Source organism: Gaetbulibacter sp. NE, from assembly GCF_025548475.1.
GTDB lineage: Bacteria > Bacteroidota > Bacteroidia > Flavobacteriales > Flavobacteriaceae > Gaetbulibacter_B > Gaetbulibacter_B jejuensis.
On sequence record NZ_JAOQHY010000001.1, the window covers coordinates 629,019 to 649,859 of the forward strand.

17 protein-coding genes are annotated in these 20,841 nt (G+C 32.9%); 11 read left to right on the plus strand and 6 right to left on the minus strand.

Translation table 11 applies throughout. From position 1 onward, the window contains the following. Position 1: 1 nt before the first annotated feature. Complete coding sequence (gene ahcY / locus OD803_RS02945) at positions 2-1,318, plus strand: adenosylhomocysteinase (RefSeq protein WP_262732295.1); 1,317 nt, start codon at positions 2-4, stop codon at positions 1,316-1,318. A gap of 89 nt (positions 1,319-1,407) precedes the next feature. On the opposite strand, the gene OD803_RS02950 is transcribed toward ahcY, so the two are convergent. Further along, positions 1,408-3,498, minus strand: a complete 2,091-nt coding sequence (locus OD803_RS02950) for a S46 family peptidase (protein ID WP_262732296.1) — start codon at positions 3,496-3,498, stop codon at positions 1,408-1,410. An 83-nt stretch (positions 3,499-3,581) separates the two neighbouring features. Between OD803_RS02950 and OD803_RS02955 the strand changes: the two genes are divergently transcribed. From OD803_RS02955 to OD803_RS02965, 3 genes are all read left to right on the plus strand, one after another. Beyond that, positions 3,582-4,724 (plus strand): methionine aminotransferase, encoded by a 1,143-nt coding sequence (locus OD803_RS02955; protein WP_262732526.1) that lies wholly within the window; start codon positions 3,582-3,584, stop codon positions 4,722-4,724. An 87-nt stretch (positions 4,725-4,811) separates the two neighbouring features. Beyond that, positions 4,812-5,282: a hypothetical protein gene (locus tag OD803_RS02960; RefSeq protein WP_262732297.1), complete on the plus strand. Its 471-nt coding sequence runs from the start codon at positions 4,812-4,814 to the stop codon at positions 5,280-5,282. A gap of 11 nt (positions 5,283-5,293) precedes the next feature. Then, entirely contained in the window at positions 5,294-6,073 is a 780-nt protein-coding gene (locus tag OD803_RS02965; protein ID WP_262732298.1) for an amidohydrolase, read from the plus strand. Here the strand turns inward: OD803_RS02965 and OD803_RS02970 are convergent. Both OD803_RS02970 and OD803_RS02975 read right to left on the minus strand, forming a co-directional pair. Further along, positions 6,060-7,667 (minus strand): Ig-like domain-containing protein, encoded by a 1,608-nt coding sequence (locus OD803_RS02970; RefSeq protein ID WP_262732299.1) that lies wholly within the window; start codon positions 7,665-7,667, stop codon positions 6,060-6,062. The two genes, OD803_RS02965 and OD803_RS02970, sit on opposite strands and share 14 nt — an antisense overlap. Positions 7,668-7,781: 114 nt before the next feature. Next, the gene (locus OD803_RS02975) at positions 7,782-8,351 is read right to left on the minus strand and encodes a ComF family protein (protein WP_332006927.1); all 570 of its coding nucleotides are present in this window, start codon (positions 8,349-8,351) and stop codon (positions 7,782-7,784) included. 177 nt (positions 8,352-8,528) lie between these two features. Here OD803_RS02975 and OD803_RS02980 point away from each other — a divergent pair, with 177 nt between their 5' ends. Then, positions 8,529-9,413, plus strand: coding sequence for a hypothetical protein (locus OD803_RS02980; RefSeq protein WP_262732301.1), 885 nt, complete (start codon positions 8,529-8,531; stop codon positions 9,411-9,413). A gap of 63 nt (positions 9,414-9,476) precedes the next feature. Then, the gene (locus tag OD803_RS02985) at positions 9,477-11,021 is read left to right on the plus strand and encodes a glycine--tRNA ligase (RefSeq protein ID WP_129759560.1); all 1,545 of its coding nucleotides are present in this window, start codon (positions 9,477-9,479) and stop codon (positions 11,019-11,021) included. A 52-nt stretch (positions 11,022-11,073) separates the two neighbouring features. On the opposite strand, the gene OD803_RS02990 is transcribed toward OD803_RS02985, so the two are convergent. After that, positions 11,074-14,484: a hypothetical protein gene (locus tag OD803_RS02990; RefSeq protein ID WP_262732302.1), complete on the minus strand. Its 3,411-nt coding sequence runs from the start codon at positions 14,482-14,484 to the stop codon at positions 11,074-11,076. A gap of 113 nt (positions 14,485-14,597) precedes the next feature. Between OD803_RS02990 and OD803_RS02995 the strand changes: the two genes are divergently transcribed. From OD803_RS02995 to OD803_RS03015, 5 genes are all read left to right on the plus strand, one after another. Beyond that, positions 14,598-15,368: an exodeoxyribonuclease III gene (locus OD803_RS02995; protein ID WP_262732303.1), complete on the plus strand. Its 771-nt coding sequence runs from the start codon at positions 14,598-14,600 to the stop codon at positions 15,366-15,368. A gap of 11 nt (positions 15,369-15,379) precedes the next feature. Further along, positions 15,380-16,339, plus strand: coding sequence for an OmpA/MotB family protein (locus OD803_RS03000; protein ID WP_131506210.1), 960 nt, complete (start codon positions 15,380-15,382; stop codon positions 16,337-16,339). A gap of 178 nt (positions 16,340-16,517) precedes the next feature. Further along, a complete protein-coding gene (locus OD803_RS03005; RefSeq protein ID WP_262732304.1) occupies positions 16,518-16,853 on the plus strand; it encodes a lysozyme inhibitor LprI family protein in 336 nt (111 codons plus the stop codon). Between the two features lie 61 nt (positions 16,854-16,914). After that, complete coding sequence (locus OD803_RS03010) at positions 16,915-17,952, plus strand: aldo/keto reductase (RefSeq protein ID WP_262732305.1); 1,038 nt, start codon at positions 16,915-16,917, stop codon at positions 17,950-17,952. Between the two features lie 27 nt (positions 17,953-17,979). Next, positions 17,980-18,546, plus strand: a complete 567-nt coding sequence (locus OD803_RS03015; protein ID WP_262732306.1) for a hypothetical protein — start codon at positions 17,980-17,982, stop codon at positions 18,544-18,546. A gap of 43 nt (positions 18,547-18,589) precedes the next feature. Here the strand turns inward: OD803_RS03015 and OD803_RS03020 are convergent, their stop codons facing one another. Together OD803_RS03020 and OD803_RS03025 are read right to left on the minus strand one after the other, a co-directional pair. Next, positions 18,590-20,134 (minus strand): Rne/Rng family ribonuclease, encoded by a 1,545-nt coding sequence (locus OD803_RS03020; protein WP_134198476.1) that lies wholly within the window; start codon positions 20,132-20,134, stop codon positions 18,590-18,592. A 322-nt stretch (positions 20,135-20,456) separates the two neighbouring features. Continuing rightward, positions 20,457-20,747, minus strand: a complete 291-nt coding sequence (locus tag OD803_RS03025) for an HU family DNA-binding protein (RefSeq protein ID WP_129759568.1) — start codon at positions 20,745-20,747, stop codon at positions 20,457-20,459. Between the last annotated feature and the right edge of the window lie 94 nt (positions 20,748-20,841).

The following is a 20,841-nucleotide window of genomic DNA, read 5'->3' on the forward strand; positions in this document are numbered from 1 at the left end:
TATGAACACAAAAACTGTTGCTTACGTACCTAATAAGGTAAAAGATATGTCGCTTGCGGCTTGGGGACGAAAAGAGATTGAATTAGCCGAAGCAGAAATGCCAGGTTTAATGAGCCTTCGTGAAGAATATAAAGATGAACAACCTTTAAAAGGTGCTCGTATTGCTGGATGTTTACACATGACTATTCAAACTGCTGTTTTGATTGAAACATTACAAGCTCTTGGTGCAGAAGTAACTTGGAGTTCTTGCAACATCTTTTCTACACAAGATCAAGCTGCTGCTGCTATAGCTGAAACTGGCACTGCAGTTTATGCATGGAAAAATATGACCGAAGAAGAATTTGATTGGTGTATTGAACAAACACTTTTCTTTGGTGAAGACAGAAAGCCACTTAACATGATTCTTGATGATGGTGGTGATTTAACAAATATGGTATTAGACAAATACCCAGAGTTAGTTCCTGGAATTAACGGATTAAGTGAAGAAACTACAACAGGTGTTCACCGTTTATACGAGCGTATGGAAAAAGGTACATTACCAATGCCTGCTATTAACGTAAACGATTCTGTTACTAAATCTAAATTTGATAACAAATACGGTTGCCGTGAGAGTGCTGTAGATGCTATTCGTCGTGCAACTGACGTTATGCTAGCTGGAAAACGTGTGGTTGTTTGTGGTTATGGTGATGTTGGTAAAGGTACTGCTGCTTCTTTTAAAGGCGCAGGAAGTATTGTAACTGTTACTGAAATTGATCCTATTTGCGCACTACAAGCTGCTATGGACGGTTTTGAAGTGAAGAAGTTGGAAACTGTTATTAGTAATGCAGATGTTGTGATTACAACTACAGGAAATAAAGATATTGTTCGTGGTGAGCACTTTGAAGCTATGAAAGACAAAACCATAGTTTGTAACATTGGACATTTTGACAATGAAATTGACATGGCTTGGTTAAACAAAAACCACGGTAACACTAAAGATGAAATTAAGCCACAGGTTGACAAATACAACGTAAACGGTAAAGATGTTATCATTTTAGCTCAAGGTCGCTTAGTAAACTTAGGTTGTGCAACAGGACACCCAAGTTTTGTAATGAGTAACTCGTTTACAAACCAAACATTGGCTCAAATAGAACTTTGGAACAACAAAGACGCTTACGAAAACAAAGTGTATATGTTACCAAAGCATCTTGATGAAAAAGTAGCGAAATTACACCTTGAAAAAATTGGTGTTGAGCTAACAGAACTTAAGCAAGACCAAGCAGAGTACATTGGTGTTAAAGTAGAAGGTCCTTATAAACCTGAGTATTATAGATACTAAAAAACTAGCGTCTAAACTATAGATTGCTTTGCTTTTAGATAAAAATAAAACCCTTACTAAACTTAGTAAGGGTTTTATTTTTATCCTATTTATTGAGCTGTTTTACTAACTAATTTCATTTCTTCAATTAGGTGTTTTGCTCCTGCATATTTATCTATTATAAAAAGTACATATCTAATGTCTACCATAATGTTTCTACAAATTTCAGGATCATAATTCATGTCACTCATAGTACCTTCCCAAACACGGTCAAAATTGAGTCCTATTAAATTTCCGTAAGCATCTATAGCTGGACTACCAGAATTTCCGCCAGTTGTGTGATTAGTACCTATAAAACACACTGGCACTTTTCCATTGTTATCAGCATATGGACCAAAATCTTTAGTATTGTATAAGTCTATTAACTTTTGCGGTACATCAAACTCATAATCATCAGGAATATACTTTTCCATAATTCCTTCTAAATAAGTTACTGGGCTGTAATACACAGCATCACTTGGCGAATAGCCTCGAACTTGCCCATAAGTAACACGTAAAGTACTATTTGCATCAGGGAAATAACGTTCGTTAGGTAATGCTTTCATTAATGCCGTCATGTAATCGGTTTGCAATGCAGTTATTAGCTCGTTTTTTTCTTTATACTCAGGGTCTATAGTATTAAAATACTCCTCTATTATAGGTTTTGCGTAAGCATAAGCAGCATCCTTATTTATATTTTTTAGAACTTTTTTAACGTCGCCTTCTAAAAGTTTTAAAGCAGAGTCTAAGTTTGTTAAAGCTGTTTTATCATAAATTGAAGCATCAATTGATTCTCCATATAATGGCATTACATTTAAGTAAACACCTTTATCAACATCAACATCATAATTTTTATGAATTTTCTTAAAGCGTTGGATTAAATCAGGTTTTTGCTTTTCAAAATCTTCAGGATTGTCAACAAGTGCTTGTTCAAATTTGTATAACCTATACGTCATTTGCATTAACTCATTGGTTACTAAAAAAACTTCGGTAAAATTCCTTCTTTTGATATTAATTGGAGCAAAGTCTTTATAAAGTCTATCAAACTCAGGAAGAATGTGCGCATACTTTTCTTCTAAATTATTCTCTTTTAAAGCTTTTGTAAATGTAGCTTCAAACTCACGTCGTTTAGCAACAGCATCACTCTTCTCAATCCCTAAATTCTCACCTATCCATTTTTTCCATGCATTTGCAATTCTAGCTTGCTTAGAGGCATATTTAATACGTACTTCATCACTCGCTTTCATCTTAGCATCAATCACTTTTAAAGCGGCTTCCCTAATTGCAATATTTGTAGGGTTATACTCTTCAGTAATATGCTCAATGGCCACAGCTGGAAGGTATTCATTTGTTCTACCTGGAAAACCAAAAACCATTGTAAAATCTCCTTCTTCAATACCATCTAAAGAAACAGGTAAAAAATGTTTTGGTCTATAAGGAACGTTGTCCTTGCTGTATTTTGCTGGTCTGTTATTTTTATCAGCATAAATTCTGAATAACGAAAAATCACCTGTATGTCTTGGAAATACCCAGTTATCAGTATCGCTTCCAAACTTACCTATACTGCTTGGAGGTGCTCCTACCAATCTAATATCTTCAAATCGTTCGGTTACAAATAAGAAATATTGATTGCCTTTGTAGAAAGATTTTGTTTTTACATCTTGCCATTCTTCTTTTGGCCAAGAGTCCATTACTGCATTTCTATTTTGATCAATTAAAGACTGTTTTTCTTTTTCGGTCATAGAGTTATTAATCCCTTTTAAAACGGTCTCAGAAACATCATGAATACTTACAATGAACTCAATGTAAAGTCCTTCGTTAGGCAGTTCTTCTTCCAAAGACATTGCCCAAAATCCATCTTTTAAATAATCGTTTTCTAAAGAAGAATGTGATTGGATTTGACTAAAGCCACAATGGTGATTAGTAAGTACCAAACCACGTTCGGAAATTACCTCACTTGTACAACCTCCATTAAAATGTCCAATAGCATCTTTAAGGCTAGAATTATTAACATCATAAATATCTTTAGCTGTTAATTTACTTCCAAGGCTTTGCATTTCATCTTCATTCATACCTTCTAAAAGAGATGGAATCCACATACCTCCTTGTTGGGCAGACATTTGAAAAACAACGAAAAAGCAAAGCAATTTTATTATGCGCATATTTAATATTTTATAGTTTGCGTAAAAATAAAAAAAGTACATTTTTATATCTTTAAAACTTATCAATTTAACGAGATATTATGATATACCACCAATCAAAACTATCCAACGTAGGCAACTCCATTTTTTCTGTAATGAGTACATTGGCAAATACCCATAATGCTATGAACTTAGCACAAGGGTTCCCTGATTTTAAAAGCGACCAAAAACTCATCGATGCAGTTTCAAACGCAATGAATTCTGGGTACAACCAATATGCACCTATGCAAGGACATTTGGGTTTACGTCATGCTATAAGTAAAAAATATGAGTTACTTTACAATTCTAGTTACAATCCTGAAAATGAAATTACCGTTACAGCTGGAGCTACCCAAGCTATTTTCACCATAATATCAGCATTTATAAGACCAAATGACGAAGTCATTATTTTTAAACCTGCTTATGATTGCTATCAACCTGCAATTGAACTTAATGGTGGAAAAAGCATTGCTATACAACTAAAAGCACCTAATTATACTATTGATTGGAATACTGTTGCCCAAAGCATAAACAGTAATACCAAAATGATTATTGTCAACACACCTCACAACCCAAGTGGAACAGTACTGAGTAAAGCTGATATGCTAAAGCTACAAAAATTAACTAACGAAACAGATATTGTTGTTTTAAGTGACGAAGTATATGAGCATATTATTTTTGATGGTGAACAACACCAAAGTGTTTGTAGGTTTAAAAACTTAAAAGAGCGAAGTTTTATAACAGCTTCTTTTGGGAAAACATTTCATAACACTGGTTGGAAAATTGGTTACTGTTGTGCGCCAAAAACACTAATGGACGTTTTTAGAAATGTGCATCAATTTAATGTGTTTTCTGTGCATCATCCTTCACAAAAAGGACTATCGGATTATATGGAAGAGCCAAATCATTATTTGAATTTACCTGAGTTCTATCAAGAAAAACGCAACTTATTTCTAGAATTGATAAAAGATTCTCGTTTTAAGTTTACACCTTCAAAAGGCACATACTTTCAAGTATTGGATTACTCTGACATTACACTAGAGCACGATGTAGATTTTGCAAAACGCCTAACTATTGAGCATGGTATAGCCTCAATTCCATTATCAGTTTTTAACGATAATAATTTAGATGAGCATGTGCTACGCTTTTGCTTTGCTAAAACAAATGACACTCTAAAAAAGGCTGCAGAATTATTAAACAGCATTTAAAAAATAGTTGAATTAATTTGCTACAAAAGAGTTACTTTTACAATAATTCTGTGTCTTACTTTACATAGAAACCAAATACATAAATACATGAAATTCTGGATTACAATATTATTTTTAAGCTTAGGACTGTACTTAAACGCACAAGAAGTTAAACATAAAGGAAAAACTTACGAAATAAAAAAAGGAAAAATTTTCCTTGAAGGAAAAGATGTTACTGATACGTTTACTAAAGAAGAAATAGAAGCATTTAAAGTAAAAATAGCCAAAGCAAAAGAAGAATACGACAAAGCACAAAAACAAGAAAAAGAGGCTAAAAAACTAGAAAATCAAGCAAAAAAAGCTGAAAAAGCTCAAAAAAAGGCCGAAAAAGAATTAAAACGAAAAGTAAAGGCGCAATCAAAATTTGATAAAGCATCTAAAAAATTAGAAGACGCTCAAAGCAAGTACGAAAAGCTAAAAAAGAAAGGAAAACTATCTCCTAATGACGAGGCAAAATGGCTTGAAAAAATAGAAAAACTAAAAGAAAACTACGATAAGTCTAAAAAGAAGCTCAAGTGAGCCTAAACTCAATGCAAGACCAACTAAAAATCGCTTATTTACAATCGGATTTAATTTGGGAAGATCCAAAACAAAACCGCAAACATTTTAAACAAAAAATAGAAGACATCACCAAGCCTGTTGATGTTATACTTCTTCCTGAAATGTTTACCACAGGCTTCACCATGAATGCTAAGGACAATGCTGAAACCATGACAGGTAAATCTGTAGAGTGGATGCAAAAAATTGCCAATAGCAAAAATGCTGCTGTAGTTGGCAGTTTAATCATTGAAGAAGACAATGCGTTTTACAATAGATTGTGTTTTGTAGAGCCAGATGGAACTATACATAAATATGATAAACGCCACACCTTTTCATTAGCAGGTGAAGACAAGGTATTTTCGGCTGGTAGTGATAAATTAGTGATAGATTATAGAGGTTGGAAAATTTGTCCTCTTATATGCTACGATTTAAGATTTCCTGTTTGGAGCCGAAATGTTGAAGACTACGACTTATTGCTATACGTTGCCAATTGGCCTAAACCTCGCATACAAGCTTGGGACGCATTGCTAAAAGCAAGAGCAATAGAAAACATGACATATAGCATTGGTGTAAACCGAATTGGTGTTGACGAAAAGGAAAACGAATATTGTGGACACTCAGCTGCTTACGATGTTTTGGGCAATGTGATGCTACCTATAAAACCCAATAAAGACCTTACTGAAATAGTTACGCTAGAGCGTAGCCATATTACATTTTATCGTAATAAACTCAGATTTTTAAACGATAAAGACCGTTTTACTCTAGAATAAATTCAATAATAGGATCCCAATTAGCTCTTGCGTCTATAGCATCAGGGAAGTGGCTAACGCGTTCGGGCTGTATCTTTTTAAGGTAATTTCCTGTATCCCATTTTTGGTTACCATTAGCATCATGTACAACTCTTAAAAAATAAGTTCCTGGAAGAATGTACCTAAAATCTATTGGCTTTAACTCTGTAGCAAATTGTTCATATTTAACTTCGCCTTTATCATCAGTAAGTTGAACAACAGCAGGATATTTAGCGTTTCTTAAAGTCACTCTCACATTAGAATAATCAGAATAAGCTTTAGTTTTTAAATTAAAGTTTAGCGTATCATTAACTTCACCAAAAAAATCGGTAAATGTTTCTGGTAACATCTGTATCTTATAGGTATTGTTTTGAGACTTTTCAAACTTAAAAGCATAGGTGTTTTCCATTTCGTTAAACTCTGTAGTGAAATCTACATTTACCGAATCTTGATCTAAGATAGTCACCTGCTTTTCGTTTAAAGACATAAAAGGCGTACTTCCTTGTAATGAAAAATCTTTACCAAAATCTATAGTTCCTGAAACCAACGCTCTAACAGTTAATGAGTCTTTATCTAAATCTCTAAACCTATGTTTTAGTGTATCAACATACGTTTTATTTTTAACCACAAACAATGTAGAATCTAATTCTAATTTAGGTTTGTACCAGTAATACAAAGTATCAGTTTTACTGTCTTTAGTTATTTTGGTTTTAAAGTTATTAGGTATACTGTCGTTGAGTATTTCAATTTGCATTCCGTTATAGTCTCCTTCATAGCCAAAAGCAATTCGTTGTTTTGCAATTTGTTTTGGCTTTATAGCTTTAAAATCGAGTTCTTCTTCAAATAGTTTTAAAGTATAAATGGAATCGCTAGGGACTTCAATAAAGTCTTTATGAAATCCTATTTTATCACTTTTAGGCTCAAATGTGTAATTACTGTTTTCATCTTTTACAGCAACCATCAAGTATTTACCAGCTTTTAAGTTATCAATACTAAATGTTGTAACACTATCTAGTGTATTAGTAATGTATTTAGGTTTTTCTTTATAAATGATAGAATCAGTAAAAGTAGAATCGACTTCATACAGCATTACCGAAACAAAGGTATCTGGTTTTTTAAGTTTAGAATCCATAACCACACCTTTAACCGAAAGCGAATCGATATAATCACCTGTAGAGAATACATATCTGTAATAAGGGTAAGGGTTTTCTTCGTTGTTATCTACTATACTTTCACCAAAATTGAACGCATAAGTTGTATTAGGTTGAAGCGTATCTTTTATGGTTATTTTTATATACTTACTTGCTGAACTTAACGGAATAATATCTGGTTGTGTGTCCATTGGTGGCGAAATGATAAGCTGACGCTGAACATCTTTCACCTTAATGTATTCATCAAAATAAATTCGAATTTCGTTACCCTTAAAATTTGTCGTGAAGTTTTCAGGAACAGATTTTAGTATTACTGGTGGTTCAGTATCTTTTTCTCCACCTGATGGAGTTCCTCTATTAGCACAACTAGCAATAACTAATGCTAAGAAAACAATGCCTAAAATCCGTGTGATATATGAGCGCATTTAATAAGAATAATTTTGCACAAAGAAACAATTTTAAAAACTATACTCAAAACTCAAACTTATTAAGTTTTATTGTATTAAAAAACCAAAACCTGATTGTTGCCGTTTATTAAATTAATGGGTAATTGCCATTGTTGCTACACTTATTTTAACACCTTCTATTTGCAACAAGGCATTAGCGCAAGCTTCTATTGTTGCTCCTGTTGTAATAATATCGTCAACCAATAAAACATGCTTGTGTTTTAATGATTGGTTTTCAGATATAGCAAAAATAGTTTTACTATCATCGGTTCGCTTTAATCTGTCCTTAAATACTTGTGTTTTGGTATTTGCAATCTTTTGTAATGTTGTCGTGTTTACATTAACATTTAAGGCTTTGCCAATTTCATCTGCAAACTTTGAAACCTGATTATATCCTCGCTTTCTAAGTTTGTGCTTATGTAAAGGCACTGGTACCACTACATCTATTGTGTTATAAGCTTCAATTGTTTTTAATTCAGCACCTAACCACTTCCCTAAAAATGTTCCTACCTCTTCGTAACCTTTATATTTTAATTTATGAATAAGTTGCTGTACAATCCCTTTTTTAGAGAAGTGTAAAAAGGCGGTTGCATTTTCAAGTTTTACTCTTCCATAAAGTACTTTTTTAACGGTATCGTCCTCATTAAAATGAAAATTTGTCAATGGAAGATCATGCCTACACTTAATACAAATATATGCTTCATTATCACCCAAATAGCTTGCGCATGACAGACAAACCTTTGGAAAAAACAAGTTTAACAAGTTTTTTATCATTTCATCGATAAAAATAATCAACCTTAACATAAAGTTATACTTTCGCGAGGAAATAACAAATTAATAATGATAGTTAACCCTCAATTTTTTAACTACAGATTAATTATAGGTTCATTAGTAGCAACTATTGCGGTTTTATGTGTTTTTAGTTTTACAAGTTACCAATCCATTAGAACTCATCAACAATTTTTAGAACAAGAAAAACACTTAATGGAAAATGAATTATCTCAAATGATTTTGAGATATGACAACTCGCTTACCTCTAATAATCTTTTATCTTCTCAACTTGAAGACGCCAAAAGAGAAACACTAGTAGCTTTGGATTCTCTAAAGCTTATAAAAGTAGACTTATCAGTGATTTCGAAGTTTAAGAACCAAGTTATTAATCTTAAAGAAAAAAACAATTTATTGTTCTTTACTATAGACTCTCTAAAGGCTATCAACCACAACCTTCAAAAGGAAAAACTCTTAGCTTACAACGAGTTACAAAAAGAGCGACTTACCAATAAAAAGCTTTCTGAAGAAAATTTTATATTAAACAAAAAGCTAGAAGAAGGAGCTGTTTTAACTGCAAATTCTTTTAAAGCTAAAGCAGTTAAAAACTTTTTAGGAAAAACTATAATTACCCGAAAAGCTAGTAGTACCAACCAAATAGACGTAAGTTTTACTCTGGTTGAAAATGCATTAGCTGAGAATGGTGATAAAGAATTATATGTTCAAATAGTAAACCCAAAAAACAATGTAGTAGCTGATAAAGGCTCAATTGATTTTGGAAATTCGCTATTAATCTACAGTCTTAAAGAAGTGGTTAATTACCAAAATAATGATATGGATGTCACACTGTCAATAGACACTGATAATGACGATCAACCTTTAACAAAAGGCACTTATCACATTAATGTGTTTCACAAAAATCATCATTTAGGTTCAACCAAAATAGAGCTTAATTAACTAACTAATTTTATTTTTTGAAAAACCGTTCCGTTAGTTGGTGCGGTTTTTTATTTTTGCACCATGGCAAACAACGACGATCAATTTAAAAAGGTTATATCACACGCTAAGGAGTATGGATACGTATTCCAAAGTAGTGAAATATACGACGGTTTAAGTGCTGTATATGATTATGCACAAAATGGAGCCGAACTCAAAAAAAACATACGTGACTACTGGTGGAAAGCCATGGTTCAAATGCATGATAATATTGTAGGTATTGATGCTGCAATATTTATGCATCCAACTACTTGGAAAGCCTCAGGACACGTCGATGCTTTTAATGACCCATTAATTGACAACAAAGACTCTAAAAAGCGCTATAGAGCTGATGTGCTTGTTGAAGACTACTGTGCCAAAATTGAAGCTAAAATAGATAAAGAAGTTGCTAAAGCAGAAAAACGTTTTGGTGACGCATTTAATAAACAAGAATTTATTACCACAAATCAACGTGTTTTAGGGTATCAAGAAAAAATTGATACTATCTTATCGCGTCTTGCAAAATCTTTAGAAAATGAAGATTTAGCTGATGTAAAAGCGTTGATAGAAGAATTGGAAATTGCCGACCCACTTACAGGAAGTCGTAACTGGACAGATGTAAAGCAATTTAACCTTATGTTTGGCACCAAACTAGGTGCTTCTGCTGAAAGTGCAATGGATTTGTACTTGCGACCTGAAACAGCTCAAGGTATTTTTGTAAACTTTCTAAACGTTCAAAAAACAGGACGTATGAAAATTCCTTTTGGAATTGCCCAAACAGGAAAAGCATTTAGAAACGAAATTGTTGCAAGACAATTTATTTTTAGAATGCGTGAGTTTGAACAAATGGAAATGCAATTTTTCATAAAACCAGGAACTCAAAAAGAATGGTTCGACTATTGGAAAGACACACGTTTAAAATGGCATAAATCTTTAGGTTTAGGCGAAGACAACTATCGTTTCCACGATCATGAAAAATTAGCACACTACGCTGATGCTGCTACTGATATTGAATTTAAATTCCCATTCGGATTTAAAGAACTAGAAGGCATCCACTCGCGTACAGATTTTGATTTAAAACAACACGAAGAATACTCTGGTAAAAAGCTACAGTATTTTGACCACGAAGAAGGTAAAAGCTACGTGCCTTATGTTCTAGAAACGTCTATTGGACTTGACAGGATGTTCTTAGCAGTGTTTTCAAACGCTTTAGTAGAAGAAGAATTAGAAGATGGTTCTAAACGCGATGTGTTGAAACTTCCTGCTGTTTTAGCACCTACAAAAGCTGCTATACTACCATTAGTAAGAAAAGATGAAGCTTTAACAAATATGGCTAAGGCTATTGTTGATGACCTAAAATGGGATTTCAACGTATTTTATGATGAAAAGGATGCTGTAGGTAAACGCTACAGGAGACAAGATGCTGCTGGTACGCCATTTTGTATTACTGTAGATGGAGAAAGTTTAGAAGACAATACAGTTACAATTCGTCATAGAGACACTATGGAACAAAAGCGCGTTAAGGTTTCTGAGTTAAGAGACATTATCAAAAAAGAAGTTGATGTTCGTGAGTGGTTAATGAAAATGTAATTTATTTTTTACAATATTAAATGCTCAAACAAATTTAGTTTGAGCATTTTTTTTAAAAATAAGCTTTCAACTGTACTGTTCCTGTATGAATGGTCTTGGAGGTTTCGGTTTTTCTTCCAAAGTAGTTTAAATTCAAATCTAAAAACTTAGTCAACTTCTTTTGAGCCAGTAAACTCCAAGTAAAGTTTTTTCCTGGTTGTAAGCCTTCTAGCATTTGATAACTCACAGGTGTATTGGCATTACCCTCAAAAGTGTTTTGAAACAAATTGACTTCACCTGTAAGTGAAATTTTTTGCGCGTTATTGTATGTAAAAGAAACTCCATAATTGTTTTGAAGTAAGGTTTCCATATTACCAATAGTATTGTCTTTTGAAGTGTATTGGTAAAACACATCAAAACTTGCATTTTCATTGAATAAATATGACAACTTTGGGTTAAACCTTACTTCGTCAATGGTATAATTTCTTGAGCTGTAATTTTCACTTTCGCTTACATTGACATCAATAGCCGAAGTCATGTTAAGCAACCAGCTTTTCCCGAATTTATGATTAAAATTAAACTGATGACTCTTTAATTTATTTTGTTGAAATCCTATTGAAAGCACTGTTCTATTACTGTTGGACAAGAATGTGTAAGATGTTGTAAAACGTTGTTTCCCTCTATTAAAAAACAACACATTTCTTATACTTTTATTAACTGCCAATTGGTTGTTTTCATCTTCTTCAAAAGGATTTAAATTAAAGTCATTGCCTTCTTTTCTCAACTTTCGGTCAATTAAAAATGCGGTTTGATTGTAAAAATGAGACCAGAACTTTTTGGATTTATTTTCTGAAACTGACCATTGCTGCGGATTTAACGTTATGGTTTGACTCAACCTATTTTGATGTGTTTTTATAAATACCTGATTAGGCAATAACACGCGTATATAATTTCCTTCATCTTGAAATTGAGCCACTTCAAACTCGTTGAGCTCTTGAATACCATCTTCGTTATAATCAATCCAAGTATAGCTACCTTGTCCTGCTTCAACTTCAACATAAGTAAAATCTTGTTGTGGTAATGTTCCTGAATTGGTCTCAAAAATTGTATTCCACTGTATTAAATTATTAAACAAGTTTTGATTGTAGTTTACTCTAGAGTTTAAGGACTGCTCATCTTCAGCAGCTTCATCTACCCATTTTAATTTTCGGTAATTAACATAAACTCCTAAATTGGTATTATCATTTTGTATCAACTTTGACTTAATATAATACGTATTTGAACTATTTACACGCTTAAGCCCTTCAACCCTTAAACTGTCATTAACCCTGTGTTTATATCCCAATTCAACAAACACATTTGTACTATCTCCAATACCTGTAAATACTTCGTAAGACGTAAAGCGCTGACTTAAATTAGTGAAATTACCTGATAGTTTTTCGCGTTGCTTGTTCTCTTCTGAAGCTAACTTGGCTCCAACCCATTGTTTGCTAAAACCATACACAGCACGATTAAATGACCTAAAAAACCTAGAATCTGAAATGGTGTTATCACTCTTGGTTATGCTTGTATTTGTAAATACATTTAAACCTTTAAAATTCAAATTAGCCAAAAGGCTGTGACGGTTTCCTGTGAAATTTTCAGAAAATCCTAAATATTCAAACTTATAATTTGCAATTCCTTTATTAGGATGAAATAATTCTACTCCAGAACTCAACAGGTTTTGATTACCAAGTGGATCTTCGAGGTTCCAATCTCTATTAAATTCGGCATAATACAACCGTTGAATGGTTTTAAAATTCTCCTGGATAATATCTGCATCTACATAAGCATTTAAGTTCCAAAGGCTATCGGTTTGTATCAGTTTTTGGTTCACTTTTAATTTTGCAGCAAACCCATCGTTATTAGCATCATCTAAACCCGAAAATAAATTGAGATCGTTTTTGCTTCCTGCTACTTCAAAATACACATCTGTTTTCTCCGTTGGTTTATATGTTGCATTCAGTACTGCTATCTGCAATTTTGTAGGTGCTATCAACTGCACAACAGGTTCATAATTTCCTTGTGGAACACCATTTACTGGTGGCACATATTCGTAAATATTATTAATGGCATTACTATTTATTATAATGTAATTTCCCTGATTATCACCAACCAACGAGAATTTCACATTAAACAACTCGTCATCAGGATTGTTTGAAAACACAAAGGCTTCAACACCATTAATGAGTTCCTTTTTGTACAAGATTCGATTTTCACTGTAATTTTCAGGAACATCAGAAGGCGCAACCATTAAGGAGCTATCATCACCTGCATCGGCCAATATTTGCTTTTGTTCGTTAGATAGGTTTTGCTGCAAGGGTTGATTTTTAGCATCCACTTCAGAATACACCGAAACACCTAACTTTAGCTTTTCGGTTTCATAACTTCCACCTCCATACGCTGTAAAACGCGAAAAATTACGTTCACTAAACTGATAATCGACAGTGATACGCATTTCAGAAGTGATAGGATAGGTTGAGTTGAAAATAATCTCACCAGCATTGTAATCTATGATATAGTCTTTGTTTTCTCCACGTTCAACCGGAATTCCATTAACATAAACCGTTTCGCTACCAGAAACAATAAGCACAAACAACTCGTTATTTGGTCCTCTAAGTTTATAAGGACCTTGGTTACCTTCTTGAGCAGTAAACTTACTGGTTGTAAACTGTCCTCTTACCAAAGCACCTGAAGCAAAAAAATTGGTTTTAGAGTTAGGGTGTTCTAAATCTACATTAACCAGTAACCCTTGTACTCGCTTAGTAAAGTTGGCAAAATAGCTACTGTTATTAACCAAATCGATATCTCCTGCTCTAATGTTCCAATTGTCACTAAACAACTCAATAAACACTTGGTCAAACTCATCTAATCGTTGCGAATATCCACTCTCTTGCAAAGGTATATTTGCATCTTGTATTGATGCTCGTAGCGAGACTTTATCGTTCAATTTACCTGTGATTTGTAAATCCAATTCACTGTTTAATACTGAGTTTTGGTTATTACCAATAGTAACACCTCTAGAGATACTTCCTGAAGTATTTAAACCGTCAAAAGGTGTGAAATTATTTTGTAGTGTGGATTGTTGCAACCTATACAATCGTTGTGTATCATTGGTGTTATTGACAATAATATTGTCATCTAACTGAAAATACTTACGAGTCATAAACTCAGGAAAACGCAAGTATTCAATAACAAGCGTATCAGTTTCTAAAGGAGCATTAAAAGTTAAGAGCGCTTTAGAGAAATCGACTTTGTACTTAGAGCTATCAATAACCACATTAGCTTTAGTCTTTAACACAAACTTGCTAGAGTTAATGCTTACAGTATCAATTTTTATGGTATCACTTACTGCTACTTTTTTGGTTCTGTAATTAGAGGTCGATTCTTGTGCTAAAGCACAAAAAGACATTAAAACACACACACAAGCAATAGCAATTTTCATCAGTACCTAAAACTCTTTAAACACAAAAATATTTTATAGTTAAAAGCTCCATAAAATTTTAGTGTAAAAGTACAGTATTATTTATTTTAGCTAAAATTCAAAAAAACGATTCAATGAAGATTATTTCCTATAACGTCAATGGTATAAGAGCAGCATTAAATAAAGGGTTTATAGATTGGTTAAAAATTACAAATCCAGATGTTGTTTGCCTTCAGGAAATAAAAGCTTTAAAAGAGCAATTGGATTTAGATATTTTTGAAGAAGCAGGTTACACTCACAACTATTGGTTTAGTGCTCAAAAAAAAGGCTACAGTGGTGTTGCTATACTTAGCAAGATAAAACCTGATCATGTAGAGTTTGGCACAGGAATAGAATCTATGGACTTTGAAGGCAGAAACATTAGAGCCGATTTTAATGGTGTTTCAGTAATGAGTATGTATTTACCTTCAGGAACCAATGATGATAGGTTAGCCCATAAATTTGAATACATGAATATGATTCATGAGTATTTAAATGAATTACGCGAAGCCTACCCTAACCTTGTAGTGTGTGGTGATTATAATATTTGCCATGAAGAAATTGATATTCACAATCCTAAAATGAAAGGCGTTTCAGGATTTTTGCCCGAAGAACGCGAATGGTTAGGCAATTTTATCAATAGTGGTTTTATAGATTCTTTCAGACATTTACATCCTGAAAAACAAGAATATACTTGGTGGAGTTATAGAGCCAATGCAAGAGCCAACAACAAAGGTTGGCGACTAGATTATGCTATGGTAACCGAACCTTTACAAGAAAACATAAAACGAAGCGTTATACTATCTGACGCTGTTCATAGTGACCATTGTCCTATTTTATTAGAAATTGAAACCCAAAACAATTAAAACTTAATTATATGCTTAAAAAATTGTCGTTAATAGCACTTACACTAACCTTAACAACATCATGTGTATCTAAAAAAATCTATACTGATTTAGAAAACAAATATGCCGATTTAAAAAAGGAAAACAGAGCGTTATCTAGTGAGAACAAAAGTTTGTCTGATGCCTTAAACAAAGCTCAAAATGATTTGGCAAAACTTAAAAAAGATTACGACGCAACTGTTGCTCAGCGTGATAAATTGCAAACCGATTATGACGCTACAAAAACCAATCTCGACAACTTAAAAGAATCTTATGATGCATTAGAGAAAAACAGCTCTTCAGCTATTGCAGCAAACTCAAAAAAGAATAGAGAACTGTTAGCGCAATTAGAAGCTAAAGAACAAGCACTTGCTGCCGAAAACGAACGTTTGGAGAAATTGAAAAAAGAACTGGAAAGCAGATCGCAACGTGTAGCTGAACTTGAAAACGTGATTGCCTCTAAAGATGCTGCCATGACACGCTTAAAAGACGCTATTTCAAAAGCGTTAACTAATTTTGAAGGTAAAGGCTTAACTGTTGAGCAACGCGACGGAAAAGTATATGTATCCATGGAAAACAAGCTGTTGTTCCAATCTGGTAGTTGGGCTGTTGGTGCTAACGGACGAGAAGCTGTAAAACAACTTGGTAGCGTTTTAGCTGAGAACCCTGAAATTGCTATCCTTATTGAAGGACATACAGATAATGTTCCTTATACAGGTAGTGGTCAACTTAGTGGCAACTGGGATTTATCAACAAAACGAGCAACTGCTATCGTTACTATTTTAAGAGAAAACCCTTCAATAAATCCTGAAAATTTAACTGCTGCAGGACGTGGAGAGTTTGCACCTGTTGCAAGCAATGATACTGCTGAAGGGAAAGCGAAGAACAGAAGAATTGAAGTAATTTTAACACCAAAATTAGACGAGATTTCTAAGTTATTGAATGATATATAAGCTTATCTTAAAGGCATATAATCTTAACACATATTTAGACCTTTCAAGTTTTATAAACTGAAAGGTCTTCTTATATTTATAACTTAATATGAAGTCTCTATTAAAATACGCTTTAATCTTAATTATTCCCTATTTAAGCTTCGCTCAAAACACCAAAGATGTGGGTTTTTTGAAAGATATGAAGTATCTAGAACTAGCAACTAGAATTAATTGTGATAGTACTACAGGAACAACTATTGAAGCTAGAATTTGCCTTAACATTGAACTAAGAAAAGTAGATTCTATTATGCTCAGTGATTTTAATCAATTTTTAAAAAAAATTGATAATGATAGCTTAAAGAATGTATTTAAAGATTATCAAGCTAACTGGGAGTCTGAACGAAAAAGTATCAGTCTGTTAAAATGTGAAGGTTTAGATGGAGGTGCTGAAGCTAATACCTATATGTATTCAATGATAGAACATACCAAGTTAAGAATTAAAGCTATTAGAAAGATATTGGAAGAATTATACTAAATTTAATACTGCTAAAACCTTGTTTAATTAAAAAACGATTCCTGCTTTTACTGAAAATAATATGAAATACACTACACTCCCAAATACTGATATAAAAGTGAGCAAACTATGTTTAGGCACAATGACTTGGGGAAATCAAAACACCCAAGACGAAGGCTTTGCTCAAATGGATATGGCTTTAGACCATGGCATAAACTTTTTTGATACTGCCGAATTATATCCTGTACCAGCAACACCTGAACGTTATGCGCACACCGAAATAATTATAGGAAACTGGTTTGAAAAAACTGGTAATAGAGACAAGGTTATTTTGGCGAGTAAAATTGCTGGACCAGGAGATTACACAGCACATATAAGAACTAACGGATTTAGTAAAAACGCACTGCATGAAGCGGTTGAAAATAGTTTAAAACGATTAAAGACCGACTATATTGATTTGTTTCAACTGCATTGGCCAGAGCGTCAAACAAACACCTTTGGTATAAGAGATTATAAACACAATTCTGCTGATGTGTGGAGTGATAATTTTCATGAGGTTTTAGAAACTTTAGACGATATTATCAAGTCTGGAAAAGTTAGACATGCTGGTATTTCAAACGAAAAAGCTTGGGGAACTATGCGTTATTTAGAAGCCTCTAAAACTCATGATTTACCACGAATGATTACCATACAAAATGCGTATTCACTATTAAACAGAACCTTTGAAGGTGACTTAGCTGAAATTTCATTACGTGAAAATATTGGACTTTTAGCCTACTCGCCAATGGCATTTGGTGTATTATCTGGTAAGTACATAAAAGGACAAGATGACGTAAACGCGCGATTAAATCTCTTTCCGAGATTTGCAAGATACAGTAGCGCACAATCCACCGAAGCTACAAAGCGATATTTAAAAATTGCTGAAGACCACAACATGTCATTAGCTCAAATGTCTTTGGCATTTGTAACACAACGTCCTTTTGTAACCAGCAATATTATTGGAGCAACCAGTACCAAACAGTTACAGGAAAACATTGACAGTATACACATCACATTAACTGATGATATCCTTAAAGAAATAGACCAAGTACATGCTGAAATACCTAATCCAGCACCTTGATACTTTCTTGCTTTAATCTTTAAACTTATGAGACTGAGAATAGTTATAACATACCTTATTGGAATTACAACATTTTTTTCTTGCAATCATAAGAGTTTTGATTTAAATAATAATGTTGAAGAAATTATCGGTATAACAATTGATAGTTTAAGTTTTCCTTTACCTCCATTACCTGAAATAGTAAATGATTCGTTGGTTTCAGGTTCAATAAGTGAAAAAACAAAGGATTCCTTAAAAAAGGTTCGAATGAAAGTAGCTATTCATCCTTTAATTAGTTTAGGTTCTAGTGAAGATTTTTTAAAATTAAAAGACAATAAATTAAGTTTAAACAAAACATTAGAAAACTCAATAAACAAGATAAGCAAACATAATGTTGTAATAGCTGATACTCTAGTTCTAAAAAAGACTATCGATTGGAAGGAATATAATTTGTTATACAGATTCTCCAAGGTTAATTTTAATTCTGATAGTACTTGTATAAGTTCAGTAGGTTTAAGTAGAAGTGGACTTTGGGGACAAGGATACGATATCTATTATGAGAAAAAAGATGGAAATTGGAAAATCATAAAACTATATAAAACTGAAAAATGGTAATAAAAAAACCCCTTTCCACGATAGTGAAAAGGGGTTTTAGATATTATTTGATTTCCTTACCATTTTTGTCAAAAAAATGATATTCAAGATATGTGTAAGCATCTCTAGGTAACACTTTTACCCATTTTTTATGTTCCATAAACCATTTTGTCCTAATGGATGGAAAACCTTTAGTTAAAAAGGCTGCTATAAAAGGATGTGTGTTTAAAGTCACCTTTTTATAGTCTTTATTGAAAATCCTTTCAAGGTCTTGTGTAATTTTATTCACAATTTTAATTGGTGCTTCAATTTCGTCACCATTATTACCATTAGGGTTTTCTTCTTTAGTTTTAATATTCCTTTCCGGACGTACACGCTGTCTGGTAATTTGTACTAGCCCAAACTTGCTCGGAGGTAATATCTTATGTTTTGCTTTATCATCTTTCATTTCTTCGCGAAGATGATTGTACAGTGTTTTTCGGTTTTCTGCTTTGTTCATGTCAATAAAATCAACTACAATAATTCCTCCCATATCACGTAAACGCAATTGTCGAGCAATTTCAGATGCTGATATCATATTAACTTCTAGAGCAGTGTCTTCTTGGTTTTTTTCTTTGTTAGATCGATTACCACTGTTTACATCAATAACATGTAGTGCTTCGGTATGTTCAATAACCAAGTAGGCACCTTTTGCCATTGATACTGTGCGTCCAAAAGATGTTTTTATTTGACGTTCTATACCAAATTTTTCAAAAACTGGTACGCCATTTTTGTACATCTTTACTATAGACTCTTTTTTTGGTGCAATTTCTTGCACATAATCTTTAATTTGTACGTACAACTCTTCATCATCCACAACAATACTAGAAAATGAATCATTAAATATATCTCTTAAAATAGAAGAGGCTTTGTTCATTTCTCCAAGTACTTTGCTTGGGTGATGTGCTTTGTTAAGTTTTTTACACATTGCTTTCCATCTAGATAGTAAGTTTTGTAAATCTCTATCTAGCTCTGCAACTTTTTGTCCTTCAGCTACAGTACGAACTATAACTCCAAAACCTTTAGGTGTTATACTTTTTACCAATCGTTTTAAACGATCTTTTTCTTCTTTCGATTCAATTTTTTGAGAAATTGAAATTCTATCAGAAAATGGTACTAAAACAATATAACGACCAGCTATGGACAACTCACTACTAATGCGAGGTCCTTTGGTTGAAATTGGTTCTTTTACAATTTGTACTAATATTGATTGATTGGACTTTAAGGCGTTAGTAACGCTTCCGTTTTTATCAATATCTTTTTCAAACTGAAAGTTTTTGAGTAAAAAATCTGTGTGTTTTCCTGTGCTTACACGTTTTACGAATTTTAAAAGTGAAGGTAATTTTGGTCCTAAATCATGATAATGCAAAAATGCATCTTTTTCATAACCTACATTAACAAATGCAGCATTTAAACCAGGAACAACTTTACGTATTTTGGCTATAAACACATCACCAACCGAGAAGTTGTTATCCTCTTCATCTTTATGTAATTCAATAAGTTTTCCATCTTTTAATAAGGCAAAATCAACAATATCTGAACTCGATCTTATAATCAATTCATTCTCCATATTGTAAATTTAAATCCACCATGGTCATAAATGACCACGATAGATGGATTGTACTTTATTTTTTGACACAGGATGTTAAATCCGTTAAACCCATATTTTACGAAGGTAAACGTAAAGTATTATGGATTTTATATCAAAGAACGTTTGTTTTAAAAAATTGAAAAAGTAGCTTAAAAACTACTTTTTCAACTTTATTTCTTTTTGTGTCGATTAGCGCGACGTCTTTTTTTACGCTTGTGCGTAGCTACCTTGTGTCTTTTTCTTTTTTTACCACTTGGCATAAATTGTTGTCTTTTTTAATTAATATTTATTTTATAATGTCTTAGTTAACTTCAACATTTGTCTTTACACCTTCTACAAATACTTTAGCAGGCTTAAATGCTGGTATGTTGTGAGCAGGAATTTTAATTGTTGTATTCTTAGAAATGTTTCTTCCTGTTTTTTCTGCTCTTGTTTTGATAATAAAACTTCCAAAACCTCTTAGGTAAACATTATCACCACCTTCTAATGAGGTTTTTACTTCTTCCATGAATGTCTCTACTGTTGCTTGTACATCTCCTTTTTCAATTCCTAACTTGTCAGAAATTCTAGCTACTATATCAGCTTTAGTCATAGTTATTTAATTTTTGGGTTACTATTAATTATAAGGGATGCAAATATAGGAATTTTAATTTCAATATTTCAAGCCTAATTAATTAAAATTTAAC

Coding starts and splice junctions, on each gene's coding strand:
- OD803_RS02995 (WP_262732303.1), top strand. CDS start 14,598: ATGAAGATTATTTCCTATAACGTCAATGGTATAAGAGCAGCATTAAAT.
- OD803_RS02960 (WP_262732297.1), top strand. CDS start 4,812: ATGAAATTCTGGATTACAATATTATTTTTAAGCTTAGGACTGTACTTA.
- OD803_RS03005 (WP_262732304.1), top strand. CDS start 16,518: ATGAAGTATCTAGAACTAGCAACTAGAATTAATTGTGATAGTACTACA.
- OD803_RS03000 (WP_131506210.1), top strand. CDS start 15,380: ATGCTTAAAAAATTGTCGTTAATAGCACTTACACTAACCTTAACAACA.
- ahcY (WP_262732295.1), top strand. CDS start 2: ATGAACACAAAAACTGTTGCTTACGTACCTAATAAGGTAAAAGATATG.
- OD803_RS02980 (WP_262732301.1), top strand. CDS start 8,529: ATGATAGTTAACCCTCAATTTTTTAACTACAGATTAATTATAGGTTCA.
- OD803_RS02970 (WP_262732299.1), bottom strand. CDS start 7,667: ATGCGCTCATATATCACACGGATTTTAGGCATTGTTTTCTTAGCATTA.
- OD803_RS02965 (WP_262732298.1), top strand. CDS start 5,294: ATGCAAGACCAACTAAAAATCGCTTATTTACAATCGGATTTAATTTGG.
- OD803_RS03020 (WP_134198476.1), bottom strand. CDS start 20,134: ATGGAGAATGAATTGATTATAAGATCGAGTTCAGATATTGTTGATTTT.
- OD803_RS02950 (WP_262732296.1), bottom strand. CDS start 3,498: ATGCGCATAATAAAATTGCTTTGCTTTTTCGTTGTTTTTCAAATGTCT.
- OD803_RS03015 (WP_262732306.1), top strand. CDS start 17,980: ATGAGACTGAGAATAGTTATAACATACCTTATTGGAATTACAACATTT.
- OD803_RS02985 (WP_129759560.1), top strand. CDS start 9,477: ATGGCAAACAACGACGATCAATTTAAAAAGGTTATATCACACGCTAAG.
- OD803_RS02990 (WP_262732302.1), bottom strand. CDS start 14,484: ATGAAAATTGCTATTGCTTGTGTGTGTGTTTTAATGTCTTTTTGTGCT.
- OD803_RS03025 (WP_129759568.1), bottom strand. CDS start 20,747: ATGACTAAAGCTGATATAGTAGCTAGAATTTCTGACAAGTTAGGAATT.
- OD803_RS03010 (WP_262732305.1), top strand. CDS start 16,915: ATGAAATACACTACACTCCCAAATACTGATATAAAAGTGAGCAAACTA.